Here is an 18,697-nt window from a genome sequence, read left to right on the forward strand (position 1 = left end):
ACCTGGAATTCCCCCCGGAAAGCGAATGGCTGTCACCTCGACGTCGCGCCGGTGATCATGATCGTTTCGTGAGAGCGGTCACAACCGGCGGGGCGCGGCGGTGCGGCCTAACGTCGGCGCATGGCAGCTGAGCAGTCGGAGGGCGGGCAGCCGAAGGGCGGGGAGAGCACGCTCACCGTTCTGATCGCCCTGGCCGTGAACCTCGCCATCGCGGTGATGAAGGCGATCGCCGGGGTGATCACCGGGTCGGCGGCGATGATGGCGGAAGCGGCGCACTCGGTCGCCGACACGTTCACCGAGGCCCTGCTGCTGACGGCGTTGCGCCGGTCGGCCCGGCCCGCGGACCGCAGGCACCCGTTCGGGTACGGCAAGGACCGGTACTTCTGGTCGCTGCTCGCCGCCGTGTCGATCTTCGTGTCGGGCGCGGTGTTCGCGTTCTACGAGGGGTTGCGGACCGTGTTCGGCGCGCCGCAGGAGCAGAACAGCCCGGTCGTCGGGTACGTGGTGCTGGCCATCGCGTTCGCGCTGGAGTCGGTGTCGTGGACGCAGGCCGTGCGGCAGGTGCGGCGGGAGGCGCGGGCCGAGGGCCGGTCGATGATCGCGTTCCTGAGGGTGTCGGATGACCCGACGGTGAAGACGGTGTTCCTGGAGGACTCGGCCGCGCTGGTCGGGCTGGTGCTCGCGTTCGGCGGGCTGGGGCTGCACCAGCTGACCGGGTCGTCGGTGTGGGACGGCGTGGCGTCGTTGGCGATCGGCGTGCTGCTCGCGTTCGCCGCGTACACGTTGGCGTCGACCAACCGGGGGCTGCTCATCGGCAGGCAGGCCGACCCGGTGCTGGTGCGGGCGGTGTGGTCGCGGCTGCGGGACGCGCCGGAGGTCGAGCAGGTCGTGGACCTGCTGACGATGGCCGTCGGCACGGACCGCGTGCTGGTGTGCGCGCGGCTCGACTTCGACGACGCGCTGGGCGCGGCCGACCTGGAGCGGGCGTGCGTGCGGATCGACGCCGAGCTGCGCGCCGCGCACCGTGAGCTGGACGAGGTGTTCCTGGAGCCCGTGCCGCGGACCGACCCGGAGCTGAGGTCGCGGGTGCTGGCCCGGTACGGGGACCTGAAGCTCTAGCGCTTGGTGTCGGTGCGGTGGAAGTTCAGGTAGGCGCGTGACGGCGTCGGTCCGCGTTGGCCCTGGTAGCGGGAGCCGGCCTGGGCCGAGCCGTACGGGAACTCGGCCGAGCTGCTGAGCCGGAACAGGCACAGCTGGCCGATCTTCATGCCCGGCCACAGCGTGATCGGGAGGTTGGCGACGTTCGACAGCTCCAGCGTGATGTGGCCGGAGAAGCCGGGGTCGATGAAGCCCGCCGTCGAGTGCGTGAGCAGGCCGAGGCGGCCCAGCGAGGACTTGCCCTCCAGCCGGCCGGCCAGGTCGTCGGGGAGGGTGACGAGCTCGAAGGTCGAGCCGAGCACGAACTCGCCCGGGTGCAGCACGAACGGCTCGCCGTCGGCGGGCTCGACCAGCGAGGTCAGGTCGTCCTGCTGCATCGAGGGGTCGATGTGGGTGTACCGGGTGTTGTTGAAGACGCGGAAGAACCGGTCCAGTCGGACGTCGATGCTGGACGGCTGCACCATGACGTCGTCGAAGGGGTCCAGCACCAACCGGCCGGACTCGACCTCTTTGCGCAGATCGCGGTCACTGAGCAGCACGGGCACAGCCTATGTGTATGATCGGTGCCGCAGCACGCGGGTGTAGTTCATTGGTAGAACGACAGCTTCCCAAGCTGTAGAGGCGGGTTCGATTCCCGTCACCCGCTCAAGTGAACGAAGGCCCAGGTCACGTCGACCTGGGCCTTCGTCGTGCTCGACGCCCGCCGGAATTGTCGGTGGCCGCTGCTACGTTCCCCCGCGAGCTCCAGGTGGACCGGACGAGGGGAAGAACCGTGGCAGAGGTGGCACTGCGGCCGATCGAGGATTCCGACCTCGACGCGCTGTTCGACCAGATGCGTGACCCCGAGTCGGTGCGGATGGCCGCCTTCACCGCGAAGGACCCCGACGACCGCGCGGCGTTCGACGCCCACATGGCGAAGCTGAGGGCCGCCCACGACATCACGCTGCGCGCGGTGACCCTCGATGGTCGCTTCGTCGGCACCATCTCCAGCTTCGTCATGGAGGGCGACACCGAGGTCACCTACTGGATCGACCGGTCGGCCTGGGGTCGGGGCGTCGCCAGCCGTGCCCTGACCCTGCTCCTGGACGTGGTCGCGGTCCGGCCCCTGCACGCCCGCGCCGCCAGCGACAACCGCGGCTCGCTCAGGGTCCTGCAGAAGGCGGGCTTCACGATCACCGGCACCGAGATCGCCTACGCACCCGCCCGGAACGCCGACGTCGAGGAAACCGTCCTGCGCCTCGACTAATCACCCACCCACGTGAACGACATGGTGTACGTGCGCTTCCAGGGAACAGTCCGGCATGAGCGCGGGTTCTTCCCCGGAGTGTTCTGGCTGATCAACCGGCTCGCCCGGGACGGGGTGCTGACGGCGGAGCAGGAGCGGTTCCGGCGCGAGAACAACGACTGGTTCGACGCTGCCTACGTGACGCCCTCCGACGTCGACCCGGCCGTGTACGACCGGGAGGTCAACCCCGTCGCGGTGGCGTGGTTCAAGGCGTCGGCACATCACCTGATCGAGCGGGTCGACGGGTACCTGGAGATCCTCGCCGCGCACGGGGTGGTGTGCGAGCGGGTCGAGTCGCGGGATCCCGGTCGAATCGTCTACGAGGACGAGCACCAGGTGGTCGTGGTGCCGCGCGGTTAGCGCAGGCGGGTGGTCCACTCGTCCAGGCGGGTCAGGGACGTGCGCAGGTCGGCGAGCAGCTCCAGGGCGTGGGTGTGCGCCGCCGCACGTTCGGCCGGCGTCACCGGGCGGTGGCCCAGCGCCCGCCACACCATCCACGCCGCACCGCCCAGGTAGACGCGCAGCAGGCCCGCGAACGACGTCGGCGACGCCGGGGGACGCCGACCGCCCGCCCCCTCGTACGACTCGATCACCCGGTCGAATGCGGCACGGTCCTCACCCAGTCGGCTGAAGTACACCGCCACACGGGTCAGCTCCCACTCCGCGTGCTCCGGTCCCGCGCCGTCCCAGTCCAGCAGCAGCGGTCCGGCGGCGGTCTCCAGGACGTTGTCCGGCTTCACGTCGCGGTGCGTGTCGACCGGCGTGAAGTCGTCCGGGGCCGTGGCGATCGCCCGGGCCTCGGCGACGTCCGGCAGGTAGGCGCGGACGGCGGCGGTGAAGTCGTTCGGCGCCTCGTCCAGCCACTCGCGCCACTCCTCGACCGGGTGCGGCGCCCCGTCCGGGGTCCCGTCGGCGGCCCGACGGTGCAGCGACGCCAGCGTGGCGCCGACCCACGCCGACACGTCCGAGGTCGACGGCCTGCCGTCGTGCCACTCGTGCACCAGGTAGCTGGAGACCTCGTCGCCCACCCGGATGTCCGCCAACAGGGGCGCGGCCGGTTCCAGCGGGTGCACCGGGCGTGGCATGGGGAAACCGCGGGCGTAGGCGTCCAGCTGGACCTCGGCGGCCACCAGGTAGTCGCGCATCCACCAGTCCTCCCGGGACCGGTTCAGGCGCTTGACCGCCCACGTGCCCCGCGACGTGCGCAGACGCCACACCAGGTGCGATCGCCCACCCGCCACCGGCACCCACGGTTCGAGCACGTCACCCAGCCCGAACGCCGCCGCCACCTGTCGCTCCACGCCACCGGACGCTAGAGCACCCGGCCGCGGAGTCAGGACCCGTTTTCCGACGAACGCCACACCCGCTCGTAACGCTCCTGGTCCCGCGCCGTCCGCTCCTTGCGCACCGCCGCCGCCGCGCCCGCCGGGTAGCCGTACTTCGTCATCCGGTGGTCCGTGCTCTCGATCGCGTACGACACGCCGAAGTACACGCCGACCACCAGCCCCAACGACCCGCACGCGATCGCGAGCGGCACCGGCGAACCCAGACCCAGCACCAACGCCAGCGCGATCACCACCGTCAACGGCAGGACCTGCAGGAACATCCGCGCGGTGAACCACGCCAGCCACGTCGGCTTGGTCGCCTGGCGGAACACCCACTCCCGGTGCCTCATGGGCAGCCGGCCGCCGAGCAGGTACCAGACCCGCAACGGCACGGCCGGCCTCACGTCCGCTCCGTCGCGGCGATCACCCTGGTCAGCACGGCGTGCAGGTCACGCAGCTCGTCCAGCGACATGCCGAGCCGCTCGATCACCGCGGGCGGGATCGCCAACGCGCGCTCGCGCAGCGCCGCACCCTCCTCGGTCAACGTCACGGCGAGCTGCCGCTCGTCCGCCGCGGCCCGCGACCGCGTCACGTACCCGATCGCCTCCAGCCGCTTGAGCAGCGGCGACAGCGTCGCGGGCTCCAGCGCCAGCAACCCGCTCAGCTCCTTCACCGACAACGGCGCCCGACCCCACAGCGCCAGCATCACCAGGTACTGCGGGTGGGTGAGCCCCATGGGTTCCAGCAGCGGCCGGTAGACGGCGACGACGTTCCTGGACGCGACGGACAACGCGAAGCAGACCTGCCGTTCCAGGTCCAGCGGGTCCTCGACGTTTTGCGCACTAATCATTAGCGCCCACACTATGTCCGGACGGCCGGTTCGCGCACCGCGACGAGCACCACAGTCACCGCCGGGCGGCCGTGATCAGGTGCGACGACGCGCCCAGCACGGACTCCTCCTGCTCGACCTGCCGCAACGCCCACATCAGGTAGTCCAGCAGCTCCGGGTCGGCGTACGCGGCGTCGAGGTCGGCGTTGGACCGCAGCCACGCCACGCCCTCCAGGGCGAACGTCCCGACCACGTCCAGCCCGGCTTCCCGCGCCTCCTCGGCGGCTTCCGCGGAGTGGTGCAGGTACGCGGTGGTGAACCAGGGCGTGTCCGCCGGCGGCAGGTGCCGCCCGGTCCGCATCGTGCGCGTCACCATGTCCCGGTACCGCGGGTCCTGCACGAAGTCCTTGCGCAGCCCGTCGAGCAGCGACGCGAACCGCCCGATCACGGCGCCCAGCACCACACCGCCGGGCCGCACCACGCGCCGCGCCTCCCGCCACGCGCGCAGCCGGTCCTCCCGCTCCATCAGGTGGTAGAGCGGCCCGAACAGCAGCACCACGTCGAACGGCCCGTCGACCGGCAGGTCACGGGCGTCGCCGACGACGGCCGTCACCCCCGGCAGCGCGCCGGCCACCTCCACGTGCGACGGCATCGCGTCGACCACGACCACGTCGTGCCCGTCCTCGGCCAACCACCCCGCGTGCACGCCAGTCGCACCGCCGACGTCCAGCACCCGGCTGCGCTCGCCGACGAACCGACGCACGACCTCCTGCGTCCGCAGGAACTCCAGCCGGCCGTTCCCGCCGACTCGCAGCCGCTCCTCCTCGGAGCCCTGCGCGTAGAACTCCCTGATCTCCTGGTCCATCTTCCGACGGTATGAGCACCGGCAACCGGTTTACCTGGCTTCCAGCTCCGCCCAACCACCGCCGCGCGCCAGCACCGCGCGCACCTCCGCGACGTGCTCGACCACGCCCGCGAGGTCGCCGTGCAGCAACGCGGCCCGGTCGGCGTCCACCGGCAGCCCGTCGTCGCGCCACAGCTCCACCGGCAGGCTCACCACGAACACCACGGAGTCGACCAGCCGCAGCACCGCCGCCGACCGGTCACCGGCGTACGCGCCGCGGATCACGTCGCACTCCGCGAGCACCGCGCGCAGCCCGCCCACGGCCGACGCCGGTGTGCCGTCCCACTCGTCCGACGGCCACAGCCGTCCGCTCAGCGCGAGCCACAGCCGCCACCCGGCGGCCGACTCGGCCTCGTCCCGCGGTCGCCAACCCTCCATCACCCCACTGTGCGGGCGCACCGGAGCGCCCGCACAGCGGAGATGACCCATCACACAGGGCGACCTGGCGCACTCAGGCGCGCGTGGGCACCTTCTCGTCGTCGGCGTCGGACTGCAGCGAGTCGACCAGCGCCGACCGCTCCTCCGACGGCTCTGGCTTGATGACCAGGCCGATCAGCAGGTAGAGCACCAACGACACCAGCAGCGGCCAGGACACGATCACGGCCTGGGTGACGAACTCGACCTTGTTCTGCTGCAACACGTACAGCACGGCCCACGTGCCGAGACCGCCGATCACCGAGCTGGTCGCCGCGGTCGGTCCGACCTTCTTGAACCACGGCAGCATGCCCAGCATCAACGGGATCGCGATCGGGCCCATCGTGGCCGCGACCAAGGCGATCACGACCTTGAGCACGAACCCCTTGGTGTCCGCGGTGAGCGCGATCGTCATGCTCAGCCCGATGAACGCGAACGTGGTGATCCGCGCGAGTTGCAGCTGCGCGGGCTCGCTGAGCCGCCGCACGCCCTTCCACAGCCTGGGCAGCATGTCCCGGGTGATGACCGCGGAGATGACGTTGGCGTCCGAGGACACCATCGCCATGGTGTGCGAGAAGAACCCGGCCAGCACCAGGCCGATCATGCCCGCGGGCAGCATGAGCTTGCCCATCTCGACGTACGCCTGCTCGGCGTTGGCCTCCATGCCCGGCACGATCAGCGGCGCGGCCCACATCGGGAAGAACAGCACCAGCGGCCACACCAGCCACAGCGCGCTGGACAGCAGCGCGGACCGCTTGGCGGCGGCGCCGGACGGCGCGGCCATGTAGCGCTGCGCCAGGTTCCACATGCCGCCGTTGTACTCCAGCGTCTTGATCAGGAACAGCGCCATGAAGAAGATCAACGTGTAGTTGCCCGACAGCGGCTCGGAGTGCGACTCGGGCAGGTCGTCCCAGATCGTCCACATGAAGTCGATGCCGCCGAAGTGCGCGGCCACCGCGACGAACATGGCGATGCCCGCCGCGCCCTGGATGATGAACTGCCCGAAGTCGGTCAGCGCGTCGGCCCACAGGCCGCCCAGCACCGAGTAGACCATCGTGACGGCGCCGACGATCGTGATGCCGAGCCAGATCGGCACGCCGGCGAAACCCTGGAGCAGCAGCGAGACCGCGACCCACTTGGCCGCGATGTCCACGACCTTCAGCGCCGCGCCCGCCCACGCCATGATCTGCTGGGTCGGCACGTTGTAGCGGCGGGCCAGGTACTCCAGCGGCGACTTGACCCCGTGCTTGGAGCGCAGCCGGTTCCACGTGCCCGCCCACAGGAACGCGCCGATGCCGACACCGACGCCGATCGTCAGCGCCCACCAGATGTAGACGGTCAGGCCGAGGCGGTAGGCCTCGGCGGCGAAGGCCACGAACATGACCGCGCTGTAGCCGGACATGTGGTGCGAGATGCCGGACAGCCACCAGGGCATCTTGCCGCCCGCGGTGAAGAAGTCGGCGATGTTCTTGATGCGCCCGCGTGACCAGTAGCCGATCGCCACCATCACGAAGAAGTACCCACCGACGACGACCCAGTCGAGGGTGTCCATGAGGCCTCCACGAGTGTTCGGCCCATGGGTGGCGGCGCGTGTTCGAGCGGCGGCGGTGCGCTGCGTCCCACATGGGTGTGTGACGTACGTCTTACGAGGCTGTTGCGCCCGGCGGAAGGCCACGGAGGGTCATTGAGTCACATTCGTGACTGTTGTTCACATACATGACCGACAGAGGGCGGCGCGGGTACGCAAAGTAGTTCGGGAAAACCGCGTCATGGCTGGTCGCCGACGTGGTCGCACCCGTATGCGAACCGGTGTCAACGTGCGTCCGCTCGTGCCAGGCGGGCGCACCCCCGCCCCAGCCCCCGGGCCGGGGGTCGCTCTCGTGGACCCCGTGCCCCTCTTCCGCGAAGGACTCGCGGCCGTGGTCCGGCGCACGCCCGCCATGCACTGGCTCGGCGCCACCGGTCACCTGCACACGGCCGTGCGGCTGCACGAGCGGCTGCGGCCCGACGTGCTGGTGGTGGACTCCGCCCTCGACCCGCAGGGCCACCTGGCCACGCTGCTGACCGGCAACGACTCGTCGCTGGTGGTGGTCTCCCTGGTGCGCGAGCCGCACCGGACGGCGAAGTTCGTGCGCTCGGCGTTGACCGCGGGCGTGCGCGGGATGGTGCCGCGCGAGGGCGGCATCGACGACGTGTTGCAGGCCATCGGCCGCACGCACGCCGAGCGCACGTACCTGGACCCGACGCTCGCGCCCCTGGCGGCCGGTTTCACGCCGACCGCCGAGGCCGGCACGCGCCGGTCGCTGTCGCGCCGGGAGTACGAGGTGCTCCAGCTCATCGCGGACGGCATGGAGAACCAGGCGGTCGCGAACGAGCTGTACGTCTCGGTGGAGACCGTGCGCACCCACGTGAAGAACATCCTGCGCAAGCTCCGCGCCCGAGATCGAACACACGCCGTGTCCCTCGCCTACCAGGCGGGTCTGCTCTCCAGCGGCGCCGTGCGACTGGTCTGACGCGGGCGGTTCAGCCGGTGGCGACCTCCCCGTCGGGGTTGAGGCCGAACTCGCGCAGGCGCTGGGCCCTCCTCGGGCGAGGCGCCGGGCACGAAGTCGCCGTGGACGTGGCCGACCTGGATGGCGTGACCACCGATGACGGCGTTCTCCACCCGGTTGGCGACGGGCTTGGGCGGCACCGGGCAACGATAGGGGAGATGCTGGTCAGGCGCGTCTGATTCGCCACAACGCGGTGGTCGGCCTTGCCGGGGTTACTGACAGGTAATACCCTGTTGTTACCGGTCAGTAGGGGACCGCCCCGACCACGCATGGAGTGAGCGACGAGATGGGTCACTACAAGAGCAACGTCCGGGACCTCGAGTTCAACCTGTTCGAGGTCTTCAACGTGCAGGACCACCTCGGCACGGGGCCGTTCGAGCAGTCCGACGAGGACACCGCGCGCGGCGTGCTTGCCGAGCTCAACAACCTGGCGGTCGGCCCGCTGGCGGAGTCCTTCGCCGACGCCGACCGCAACCCGCCGGTCTTCGACCCGAAGACCCACTCGGCCACGCTGCCGGAATCGTTCAAGAAGTCGTACCAGGCCGTGTGGGACGGTGAGTGGTACCGCCTGTCGCTGCCGAACGAGCTGGGCGGCTTCGGCATCCCGCCGTCGGTCCAGTGGGCGGCCTCCGAGCTGATCCTCGGCGCCAACCCGGCCGTCTACATGTACCTGGCCGGCCCGAACTTCGCCTCGGTCGTCCACAAGAACGGCACCGAGCAGCAGAAGCGCTGGGCCGAGATCATGATCGAGCGCGGCTGGGGCGCCACCATGGTGCTGACCGAGCCGGACGCCGGCTCCGACGTCGGCGCGGGCCGCACGAAGGCCACGCTCCAGGACGACGGCACCTGGCACATCGACGGCGTGAAGCGGTTCATCACCTCCGCCGACCAGGACATGACCGAGAACATCATGCACCTGGTGCTGGCCCGTCCCGAGGGCCCCGGCATCGAGGCGAAGCCCGGCACCAAGGGCCTGTCGCTGTTCCTCGTGCCGAAGTGGCACTTCGACCCGGAGACCGGTGAGTCGACCGGCGAGCGCAACGGCGCCTTCGTCACCAACGTCGAGCACAAGATGGGCCTCAAGGTCTCGACCACGTGCGAGCTGACGTTCGGCCAGCACGGCGTGCCCGCCAAGGGCTGGCTGCTCGGCGAGGTGCACGACGGCATCGCGCAGATGTTCCAGGTCATCGAGTACGCCCGGATGATGGTCGGCACGAAGGCCATCGGCACGCTGTCGACCGGCTACCTCAACGCCCTGGCCTACGCCAAGGAGCGGGTGCAGAGCGCCGACCTGACCCGGATGACGGACAAGACCGCGCCGCGAGTCACCATCACCAACCACCCGGACGTGCGCCGCAGCCTCATGCTGCAGAAGGCGTACGCCGAGGGCCTGCGCGCGGTCTACCTGTACACCGCGACGCAGCAGGACAAGATCGCCCTGGGCGGCCCGGACAAGGAGCTGGCGGAGAAGGTCAACGACCTGCTGCTGCCGATCGTCAAGGGCGTCGGCTCGGAGCGCGCGTACGAGCAGCTGGCGCAGTCGCTGCAGACGCTCGGCGGGTCCGGCTTCCTGCAGGAGTACCCGATCGAGCAGTACATCCGCGACTCGAAGATCGACTCGCTGTACGAGGGCACCACCGCCATCCAGTCGCTGGACTTCTTCTTCCGCAAGATCATCCGCGACAAGGGTCAGGCGCTGGGCTTCCTGAACGGCGAGATCCAGCAGTTCCTCGACAACGAAGGCGGCAACGGGCGGCTGAAGGAGGAGCGGGCGCTGCTCAAGCGGGCGCTCGAAGACCTCCAGGGCATGCTCGGCGCGATGGTCGGCTTCCTGACCAGCTCGCAGGAGGACGTCCGCAACCTGTACAAGGTCGGCCAGAACACCGTGCGGCTGCTCATGACGGCCGGTGACGTGCTCGTCGGCTGGCTGCTGCTGCGCCAGGCCGACGTCGCGCTGACCAAGCTGGACGGTCAGGTGTCGGCCAGGGACAAGGCGTTCTACGAGGGCAAGGTCGCGGTGGCGTCGTTCTTCGCGAAGTCCGTGCTGCCGGAGCTCACCGCCCGCCGCAAGATCGCCGAGGCCACCGACAACGCCCTGATGGACGTGGACGAGGCGGCGTTCTGACCCGGTCGACCAGCCGGAATTGTCGGACCCTTCTGGGAGAATCAAGACAAGGGCTCCCCTGGGCGGGGACGCCTGCGAGAGCTTGGGCCAGGACGTCTGCGAGAGCTTGGGCCCGGGCGGTGACGCCCGGAAGAGCTTGGACTCCCGAGGGCGAGGGCTCGGAGTGAACGCGGCCGGAGGGCGGCGCCCGTGGTGGGTGCCGCCCTCCGGCCGTTCTACGTCAACCCTTGTGCGCCTTGGCGGCGGCGAAGCAGTACGCGCCGAAGCCCAGGAAGCCGACCGCGATCACGGCCAGGGCGAACACCCCGTACGGCTGCGCGGCCAACGTGTGCAGCGCCTTGTCCATTCCGCCCGACTCCGACGGGTCGGCGTTGACCGCGGCGAACGCGACCAGGACGCCGATCAGGAAGTACGCCGCGCCCTTGCCGATCCAGCCGATCCGGCCCAGCCGCTCCACCCACACCCGCGTGCCGGCGGGCAGCTCGGACATGTTCAGGTCGTCCTCGAACGACTTCTTCACGCCCTTGCGCGCCACCATCACGCCCAGCCCCAGCACGAACAACGCCACCGCGCCCACCAGGACCTGCCCGAACGGCAGGGCGAGCACGCGGGCCGTCCACGTCTGCGACTGCTCGGTGCCGCTCTTCTGCGACGTGCCGGTCGCGTAGTTGATCGCGGCGATGCCGATGACCGTGCCGGTGACGGCGCGACCGACCGAGCCGCACTTGCGGTACACGCGCTTGCGCTGCTTCGTCACCCAGCCGTAGCCGGACACGGCCATCGCGAGCTGCCACACCGCGAAGGCGAACAGCCCGATGGCCAGGATCCACAGCAGAGCGGGACCGAAGGACGTCTGGGCCAGCGCGGCGACCGCGCCCTTCTGGTCCGTCTTCTCCCCGGTGTCACCGAGGACAACTTGCGCCGTCAACGCCGCCAGGAGCACGTGGACGAGCCCGTAGCAGACCATCCCGGCACGCCCGAAGGCCTGCACCGCGGGATGTCTTCGCACTTCTTGCCCGGTGGTAGCCACGATCGAGTGATACCCAATCGTGGCTACCGCGAACCACGAGCCCCGCTCAGCCGCCAGGCTTAGGCGGTTCGCAGACGATCTTGAACTGCGGGTCGTACCGGACGGTCCGGCTCTCCTGCCGCGACTGGCCGGTGCGACGGTCGGTGATGGTGCGCGTGTCGGTCACCGAGAAGCCCGGCGCGCCGGGGCTCGCCTGGCAGTCCGGCTTGTCGACCTTGCGCTCCTGCGGCTGGGTGTGGTTGAACTCGGCGCTGGTCGACCCCGTGACGTCGTAGTTCTTGGTGCCCCAGAGCACGATCTTGATCGACGACGGGGTCCAGATCGTCTGGATCGCCACCCCGGTCTCGTCCGGGTTGGTGAACTTGATGTCGATCAGGCTGTTGCCCGCGCCGTCCATGAACACCGTGGCCTCGCGCCCCTTCGGGTACCGCGAGATCCAGTAGCTGTGCTCCTTGTGGCCCGCGTCCTTCATGCCCGCGTGGTAGGCCGCGTTGTAGAGCGTGGTGGCGAACTGCGAGATGCCGCCGCCGACCGCCTTGCCGGGCACGCCGTTCTCGATGATGCCCGCCTCGACGTAGCCCTGGGCGGTGCCGCGCGGACCGGTGTGGCCGTTGAGGCTGAACGTCTCGCCCGGCTTCACGATCGCGCCGTTCACCTTCTCGGCGACGACGCGGATGTTGGTGCCGGACGCGGCCACGAAGCCACCGGTCTGGAACTCGCCGATGACCTCCTTGATGCCCATCTTGTTCGCCTGCTCGGTGGTCACCTTCGCGGGCGTGTGCTTGTACTCGGCCTTGATCGCGCGCTCGTTGTCGCGCTTGAGCACGTCGAGCGCCGTGGCCAGGGACTTGTCCCAGTCGATGCCGCGGCCGTCGACCGACTCCTTCACCACGGGCCGGCCGCCCTCGAACACGATCTGGGCGTCCTTGCCCTCCTTCTCCGTGTCCTTCAGCTGCGGACCGGCGTGCTCGACGACCTTGCCGTTGTCGACCTTCGCGGTCAGGCCGCCGTCGTCGGCGGGCTCGAACACCAGCACGGTGGCCAGCTGCTCGGGCGTGAGCGTCGCGTCCTTGCCCTCGCCCTGGATGATCAGCGGCATGGCGGTGGCGGGCTTGGCGACCTCGGCCAACGCCTTCGCCACGCCCTCCTTCGTGGTCTTGACCGGGGTGGTGGCCACCGGCAGCTCGACCGTGCCGCCGTCGGCCCAGCCGGCGAGCAGCCGCTCCGACGCGCCGGTCACGTCCAGCTTCTGGCCCTGCCTCGGGTCGACCGCGATGGGGGTGGCGCCCTCGAAGCGGATGCCGCCCTCGGCCGGCTCGTGGTCGGTCTCGGCGCGCAGCCCCTCCAGCGCGGCGGACAGCTTGCCCGAGTCGCTGCGCGTGTCGAAGCCGACCTCGCGAGAGGTGAAGAACGAGGTGACGCGGGTGATCGGGGACAGCGGCTGGCTGCCCGCGCGCTCCAGCGTGGCGGTCCAGTCCAGCTCCAGGCCGGCGGCCTTGGGGTCGATCGCGGTCTCGACGTCGCCCGCGCGCGCCTTCACCGGCGCGGCCAGGCGGGGGCCGATCTCGTCGCGCAGCTTCTGCTCGGCCTCGGGGTGGCTCAGGCCGCCGACGTCCACGCCGGCCACGGTCACGCCGCGCGGCACGTTGCCGCCCGAGACGACCAGGTCCAGGCCGTAGAGGACGACCAGCACGCCGAGCACGGCGGCGGCGATCAGACCGCCCTTGCGCAGGCGCTTGCGGCGGGCGTCGGCCTCGTCGGTCGCGCTGTCGCCGTCCACCATCACGGGGCCGTAGACGGTGGCCTCCGGCTCCGGGTCGGGCGGCGGCGCCACCGGCGTGGAGAACACCGTGGTGGCCTCCGAGGGTGACGGCTGCGACGGCCGGCCGAAGCCACCGGGCGGCGTGGTGATCATCTGGGTCCGCTCGGCGGAGGCCGGCGGGGTGAGGGCGCGCGTCGGGTCACCGGACGGCGTGATGGCCTGGGTGGCGTCCGCGCCCCTGGGCGGGGTGTGCTGCGCGTTGCGCGTCGGGTGCTGCTGCGTCACGTTGTGAGAGACGCTCGACGGGCCCGTCGCGTTGTCGTGGCCGTTCGACGGAGGCGTCACGTTGCGGACGGTGGCCGAGGCGTCCGGTTCCGCGTCCGGCTCCTCCTGCGGCCACGCGGCCTCGGCGGGCGCGCCCCCGGTGATCTTGGTGGTCCGCTCCGAGGCGGTGCCCGACGGGCGGACCGGCTCCATGGCCCTGGTCCGCTCAGCGTCGTACTCCGGTCGCTGGTTCTCCGGCACCGCTCCCCCTCTTGCCTCTCGCAAGGTCCTGGGACTGCTTACCCGAACGCCGTCACGCGTCGATCACGTTTCAGGTGGCTCACAGGTTTCACCGCACTGGTCACAGGTAAAGCCCGGTCCCGTGGTCCGTCCGCTCGGTCGCGGTGGCGTGCACGTCCCGTTCCCTCATGACGAGGTAGGTGCTGCCCTGCACCTCGACCTCGAACTGGTCCTCCGGGTTGAACAGCACCCGGTCGCCGACCTTGACGTGCCGCACGTTCGTGCCGACCCCGAGCACGTCTCCCCAGGCCAGGCGCTTGGCCATCTGGGCGGTCGCCGGGATCACGATGCCACCGCTGCTGCGGCGCTCGCCGTCCTCCGGCGAGATCCGCACCATCACGCGGTCGTGCAGCATCTGGATCTCGAGCTTGACATCGGGCACCGGCAGAGTCTAGATGCCGTCGTCGAGGCCACCCATCATCAGGGGTAGCCGCCGGGGCCCGTCCCTTACCACGCGGATCGGGACGCCCCAGTCCTGGCGGGCCAGTTTGCACACCGGGTGCTCGACGGCCGGGTCGTCCGTGCAGCTCGCGGCCTGGGCGACGACGTGCAGGACGCCTTCGGTGAACCCCTCCGCCACGCGCAGCACGCGGACGAGGTCCGTGCCGACGCCCGCGCCCTCCTCCAGCAGCCCGGGGGGCGAGCTGGTGATCTCCAGGCGGGTGGACGGGCCGAACCGGTCGTCCAGCTTCTGGCCGGTCGGCGGGGTGAACACGACGGCCACCTCGACCTCGCCCGGCGCGATCACCGACGGCGGCCTGCGCACCTGGTGCGCCTCGCCGCTGACCAGCTTCGCGCCGGGCGCGACCGGGCGTTCCAGGCGGTGGGCGGCGGAGGCGACCACGACCAGCTCACCGTCGACGAGGACCGCGTCGGACGGCTCGGCCACGTCCGTGGCCAGCGTGGACACCTCGCCGGTCGACGGGTCGTAGCGGCGGATGGCGCCGTTGTAGGTGTCGGCGACGGCGACCTGGCCGCCGGGCAGCACGGTGACGCCGAGCGGGTGCTGGAGCAGCGCCTGGTCGGCCGGGCCGTCGCGGTGGCCGAAGTCGAACAGGCCCTTGCCGATGGCGGTGTGCACGGTGCGGTCGGCGTCCAGCCACCGCAGCGCGGAGGTCTCCGAGTCGACCAGCCAGAGCCGGTCGCCGTCGGCAGCCAGGCCCGAGGTCTGGGCGAAGAACGCCTCCGCCGCCGGGCCGTCGTGCAGCCCTTCGACGGTGGTGCCGGCGAGGCGCTCGACGCGGCGTTCCCGCGGCTTGAACAGGCCGAGCGTGTGGTTGCCCGCCATGGCGACGACCACCCCGCCCGCGGGCTCCCACCAGGCGACGTCCCAGGGGCTGGTGAGGTCGATCGCGTCGGCCGGGCCGTCGGTGTCCCCGTCGCGCCACTGCTCACCGGTGCCGGCGACCGTGGTGACCTCGCCGGTGACGAGGTCGACGCCGCGCAGCAGGTGGTTGACCGTGTCGGCGACGACCGCGTGGTAGCCGACCTCGGCGGCCACGTCGTCGGGCAGCAGCGCGATGCCCGCCGGTTCGGAGAAGGTGGGTTCGAGGCCGTCGCGGCGACCGCGCTCACCGGTGCCGATGCGCCTGATCACGGTCTCGCCGTCGAGGTCGAGCTCGACCAGGCCGTGGTGCGCGGAGTCGCTGACGAGGAGGGTGTCGTTCGCGGTCAGGACGGCTTTCGCGGGGAAGCGGAGCTCGGTCTCGCGGGCCGGCGGCGCGACGTACGGGCCGTCGCCGCGGTGCAGGGTGCCCTTGGCGTCGTGCTCGGCGGCGATCTCGGACACGATCTGACGCAGCGCGTCGAGGTGGCCCTCGCCGGAGGCGACGTGCACGACGTAGCCCTCGGGGTCCACCAGCACGAGCGTGGGCCACGCCTTCACCGCGTAGTTCTGCCACGTCGTGAGCTCGGGGTCGTCCAGCACGGGGTGCTCCACCTCGTACCGCTCGACGGCCGCCTCCAGCGCCGCGGGCTCCGCCTCGTGGACGAACTTGGGCGAGTGCACGCCGACGGTGACCAGGACGTCGGCGAACTCGGCTTCGAGCGGGCGCAGCTCGTCGAGGACGTGCAGGCAGTTGATGCAGCAGAAGGACCAGAAGTCGAGCAGCACCACCTTGCCGCGCAGGTCGGCCAGCCTGATGTCCCGACCACCCGTGTTGAGCCAACCGCGGCCCACCAGTTCGGGGGCGCGGACACGGGCGCGGCGTCGTTGTGCGGTCGTCACGCCCCGATCCAACACGACTCGCACACCGACCTATTTCCCCGTCCACCGAGTGGGACGGCCCGCGTGGAATCGGTTCGGCTAGCGGGGGCGGCGGACCGCGCGGGGGCCGAGGACGGTGGCGTTCAGGGCCGTCACGCGGTGGCGCAGGGCGCGGTCGGCGGTGATCACCGCGCACGGGCGGTCGGCAGGGTTGGCGCGGACGACGTCCACGATCGCGTCGTCGCCCGAGCCCAGGGCCGAGACGACGCGGACGCCGGGCACCGACTCGACGTGCCGGGCCTTGCCCTCGACCACGAGGACCACGTCCAGCGGGCCGGGCAGCTCCGGCAGGCCGTGCTCCGCCACGTCGACGAGGTCGTCGCGCAGGCGGGCGGCGGCGCCGGCGCGGTCACGCCACCAGCCGTCCGGGACGGAGCCGACGACGTTGGCCGCGTCCACGACCAGGAGCGGGTGCGTCATCGACCCATGCTCTCAGCAAACCCTCATGAAACTGTCGTACCCCGATGGCACCATGGAGTGGTCCATTGGGGGACAGACATGAACACGCAGGGGGACATTGTGATGATCAGGCGCGCCCGCAGGACGACGGACGACACCTGGAACGGCTCGGCCACGGCCAAGTAGCCAGAGCATGGGAAACCCCGCGGTGCTGCCAGGTCGGGGGTCCGACAGCACCGCGGGGTCATCTGGAACATCGATACACGATCGAGGTCCGTTACATCCCCTATCGGGTGTGACAGGGCTCACATCGATTACGTGACGAAGCCCTGCCGCGCGGGAGGTGCGGCAGGGCTTCGTCGTTCCCCCTTCACCGGAGCGCGGACGACGGGGCGGCACACCCGGTGTCGATCGGGTGGTCGTCACGCGCGCCGGAGGAAGTCCCTCAGCGGAGGGTCGTCACCTGAGCCTGGGCGATCGCCATCAGCTCGTGGCGCATGGCCGGGGTGGACGCCATGTCGATCGCGCGGGCGACAGCCTTGCGGTTGCGAGCCTCGACACGACGAGCGCGGAGCTTCGCAGTGAAGTTCATCGGGGGTTCATCCCTCTCAAAGGTTCTCTCTCGGTGTGTGCCTCAAGTATGCACCCTTCGAGGTGCCGATGCACCCGATTATCCGGTGAGGTGCCGCACATGCCGACGAATCATCGGCAGCTACGTCATAGACCCCGACGATTCGCCTGGCGTACACCTGCTGGACCGGACGCGCGTCGACACACTCTCTAGCGTGCGCGCTAGATCACCCGATGCAACCGAAGCGGCCGGTAACCGCAGGTCAGTCCTCGCGGCCGAGCAGGAACCGGCCGAAGTGGGGCACGGTGAACGCGATCTGCCCGCGTTCGGCCGAGTACACGAGCCCCTTCTTGATCAGGCTGTCCCGGGCGGGCGACAGCGACGACGGCTTGCGGCCCAGGTGGTCGGCCACCTGCGCGGTGTTCACGCCCGCGTCCTTGCCGTCGGTCAGCTCCGCCATCGCCCGCAGGTACTCCCGCTCGGCCGGCGTCGCCCGCTCGTACCGCGACCCGAAGAACCCGACCGCCAGCTCGGCATCCGCCTCCGGCGCGGCCACCGCCACGTCCATCGCGGTGATCGGGTCGGCCGGCGCGGCGTCCCACGCCGCCTTGCCGTAGGCCTGGATGAAGTAGGGGTAGCCGCCCGAGGCGTCGAACAGCGCGTCCAACGCCTCCGGCTCGATGCCCGCCTCCTCGCGGTCGACCGGCGCGAGCACGGCGCGGTCGGCGTCCTCCCGGCTCAGCCGGTCGATCCGCACGTACCGGAACAGGCGCTCCGAGTACGACTTCGACGCCGACAGCACGGCGGGCAGGTGCGGCAGCCCGGCGCCGACCACGACCAGCGGCGCGCCCGACTGCGACAGCTCGTGGCACGCCGCGCACAGCGCCGAGATGTCGTCCGCCGGCACGTCCTGCATCTCGTCGATCAGCAGCGCGACGCCCGTGCCCACGTCCTGCGCCAGCTCCGCGACCTCGGTGAACAGCTCCACCAGGTCGATCTCGATGTCACCGGAGTCCGCCCGGCCGACCGCCGCGGGCACGTCGATGCCCGGCTGCCACCGGTCGCGCAGCTTCGCGTCCTCGGGGTTGGACCGCAGCGCGAACGCCTTCAGCACGCCGAGCACGGACTCCACCCGGTCCGGCGCGCGGTGCCTCACGGCCAGGTCGCGGATCGCCCGGTGCAACGCGGCCGACAGCGGGCGGCGCAGCCCGGCCTCGGGCCGTGCCTCGATCTTCCCGGCGCCCCAGCCGCGCTTGAGCGCCATCGACCGCAGCTCGCCGAGCAGCACGGTCTTGCCGACGCCGCGCAGGCCGGTGAGCACGAGGCTGCGTTCCGGCCGGCCGCGCGCGACCCGTTCGAGCACGACCTCGAACGCGCCCAGCTCCTTGTCGCGCCCCGCCAGCTCGGGCGGCCGCTGGCCGGCGCCGGGGGCGAACGGGTTGCGCACCGGGTCCATCCTCGGAAGGTATCGAGGTGTCTAGAGCCGATCCAATACTCCGGCCGTGTCGTCGGG

At 70.9% G+C, this 18,697-nt stretch carries 19 protein-coding genes and 1 tRNA gene; 6 read left to right on the top strand and 14 right to left on the bottom strand.

Annotation, left to right across the window (positions count from 1 at the left end; all coding sequences use genetic code 11):
- Window positions 1–120 precede the first annotated feature (120 nt).
- Entirely contained in the window at window positions 121–1,119 is a 999-nt protein-coding gene (locus LNK82_RS33035) for a cation diffusion facilitator family transporter (RefSeq protein ID WP_230570824.1), read from the top strand.
- On the opposite strand, the gene dcd is transcribed toward LNK82_RS33035, so the two are convergent.
- Window positions 1,116–1,697 carry a dCTP deaminase gene (dcd, locus tag LNK82_RS33040; RefSeq protein WP_230570825.1) on the bottom strand — a complete coding sequence of 194 codons (582 nt, stop codon included), beginning with the start codon at window positions 1,695–1,697 and terminating at the stop codon, window positions 1,116–1,118. The two genes, LNK82_RS33035 and dcd, sit on opposite strands and share 4 nt — an antisense overlap.
- Window positions 1,698–1,733: 36 nt before the next feature.
- Between dcd and LNK82_RS33045 the strand changes: the two genes are divergently transcribed.
- From LNK82_RS33045 to LNK82_RS33055, 3 genes are all read left to right on the top strand, one after another.
- Window positions 1,734–1,804: transfer RNA gene (locus LNK82_RS33045), tRNA-Gly, on the top strand.
- 126 nt (window positions 1,805–1,930) lie between these two features.
- The gene (locus tag LNK82_RS33050) at window positions 1,931–2,404 is read left to right on the top strand and encodes a GNAT family N-acetyltransferase (RefSeq protein ID WP_230570826.1); all 474 of its coding nucleotides are present in this window, start codon (window positions 1,931–1,933) and stop codon (window positions 2,402–2,404) included.
- A 21-nt stretch (window positions 2,405–2,425) separates the two neighbouring features.
- A complete protein-coding gene (locus tag LNK82_RS33055; protein WP_230570861.1) occupies window positions 2,426–2,803 on the top strand; it encodes a hypothetical protein in 378 nt (125 codons plus the stop codon).
- On the opposite strand, the gene LNK82_RS33060 is transcribed toward LNK82_RS33055, so the two are convergent.
- From LNK82_RS33060 to LNK82_RS33085, 6 genes are all read right to left on the bottom strand, one after another.
- Window positions 2,800–3,744, bottom strand: coding sequence for a phosphotransferase family protein (locus tag LNK82_RS33060; RefSeq protein WP_230570827.1), 945 nt, complete (start codon window positions 3,742–3,744; stop codon window positions 2,800–2,802). The two genes, LNK82_RS33055 and LNK82_RS33060, sit on opposite strands and share 4 nt — an antisense overlap.
- A 32-nt stretch (window positions 3,745–3,776) precedes the next feature.
- Window positions 3,777–4,172 carry a DUF5313 family protein gene (locus LNK82_RS33065; RefSeq protein WP_230570828.1) on the bottom strand — a complete coding sequence of 132 codons (396 nt, stop codon included), beginning with the start codon at window positions 4,170–4,172 and terminating at the stop codon, window positions 3,777–3,779.
- Window positions 4,169–4,618 (bottom strand): MarR family winged helix-turn-helix transcriptional regulator, encoded by a 450-nt coding sequence (locus LNK82_RS33070; RefSeq protein WP_230570829.1) that lies wholly within the window; start codon window positions 4,616–4,618, stop codon window positions 4,169–4,171. The genes LNK82_RS33065 and LNK82_RS33070 overlap by 4 nt, the downstream gene beginning before the upstream one ends.
- 55 nt (window positions 4,619–4,673) lie before the next feature.
- Window positions 4,674–5,462, bottom strand: coding sequence for a class I SAM-dependent methyltransferase (locus LNK82_RS33075; RefSeq protein ID WP_230570830.1), 789 nt, complete (start codon window positions 5,460–5,462; stop codon window positions 4,674–4,676).
- 30 nt (window positions 5,463–5,492) lie between these two features.
- A complete protein-coding gene (locus LNK82_RS33080; protein WP_230570831.1) occupies window positions 5,493–5,879 on the bottom strand; it encodes a hypothetical protein in 387 nt (128 codons plus the stop codon).
- Between the two features lie 73 nt (window positions 5,880–5,952).
- Window positions 5,953–7,467, bottom strand: coding sequence for a sodium:solute symporter family protein (locus tag LNK82_RS33085; protein ID WP_230570832.1), 1,515 nt, complete (start codon window positions 7,465–7,467; stop codon window positions 5,953–5,955).
- A 328-nt stretch (window positions 7,468–7,795) separates the two neighbouring features.
- Between LNK82_RS33085 and LNK82_RS33090 the strand changes: the two genes are divergently transcribed.
- Together LNK82_RS33090 and LNK82_RS33095 are read left to right on the top strand one after the other, a co-directional pair.
- Window positions 7,796–8,428, top strand: coding sequence for a response regulator transcription factor (locus tag LNK82_RS33090; protein WP_230570833.1), 633 nt, complete (start codon window positions 7,796–7,798; stop codon window positions 8,426–8,428).
- 325 nt (window positions 8,429–8,753) lie between these two features.
- On the top strand, window positions 8,754–10,592 hold the full coding sequence (locus LNK82_RS33095; RefSeq protein WP_230570862.1) for an acyl-CoA dehydrogenase: 1,839 nt from the start codon (window positions 8,754–8,756) through the stop codon (window positions 10,590–10,592).
- A gap of 220 nt (window positions 10,593–10,812) precedes the next feature.
- On the opposite strand, the gene LNK82_RS33100 is transcribed toward LNK82_RS33095, so the two are convergent.
- The 7 genes from LNK82_RS33100 to LNK82_RS33130 all read right to left on the bottom strand — a co-directional run bounded on the left by LNK82_RS33100 (window position 10,813) and on the right by LNK82_RS33130 (window position 18,640).
- On the bottom strand, window positions 10,813–11,622 hold the full coding sequence (locus LNK82_RS33100; protein WP_230570834.1) for a DUF1206 domain-containing protein: 810 nt from the start codon (window positions 11,620–11,622) through the stop codon (window positions 10,813–10,815).
- A 46-nt stretch (window positions 11,623–11,668) separates the two neighbouring features.
- Window positions 11,669–13,405 (bottom strand): VanW family protein, encoded by a 1,737-nt coding sequence (locus LNK82_RS33105; RefSeq protein ID WP_268997480.1) that lies wholly within the window; start codon window positions 13,403–13,405, stop codon window positions 11,669–11,671.
- Window positions 13,406–14,009: 604 nt separating this feature from the next.
- Window positions 14,010–14,303 carry a GroES family chaperonin gene (locus LNK82_RS33110; RefSeq protein ID WP_230570863.1) on the bottom strand — a complete coding sequence of 98 codons (294 nt, stop codon included), beginning with the start codon at window positions 14,301–14,303 and terminating at the stop codon, window positions 14,010–14,012.
- Window positions 14,304–14,339: 36 nt separating this feature from the next.
- Complete coding sequence (locus LNK82_RS33115; RefSeq protein ID WP_230570836.1) at window positions 14,340–16,175, bottom strand: NHL domain-containing thioredoxin family protein; 1,836 nt, start codon at window positions 16,173–16,175, stop codon at window positions 14,340–14,342.
- Window positions 16,176–16,253: 78 nt separating this feature from the next.
- Complete coding sequence (locus LNK82_RS33120) at window positions 16,254–16,634, bottom strand: PIN domain-containing protein (RefSeq protein ID WP_230570837.1); 381 nt, start codon at window positions 16,632–16,634, stop codon at window positions 16,254–16,256.
- Between the two features lie 424 nt (window positions 16,635–17,058).
- Entirely contained in the window at window positions 17,059–17,205 is a 147-nt protein-coding gene (locus tag LNK82_RS33125; RefSeq protein WP_230570838.1) for a hypothetical protein, read from the bottom strand.
- Between the two features lie 241 nt (window positions 17,206–17,446).
- A complete protein-coding gene (locus LNK82_RS33130) occupies window positions 17,447–18,640 on the bottom strand; it encodes an ATP-binding protein (protein ID WP_230570839.1) in 1,194 nt (397 codons plus the stop codon).
- Window positions 18,641–18,697 lie beyond the last annotated feature (57 nt).

Origin of the sequence: Saccharothrix luteola, from assembly GCF_020859565.1 — a bacterium.
In the GTDB taxonomy this organism is placed as follows: domain Bacteria; phylum Actinomycetota; class Actinomycetes; order Mycobacteriales; family Pseudonocardiaceae; genus Actinosynnema; species Actinosynnema luteola.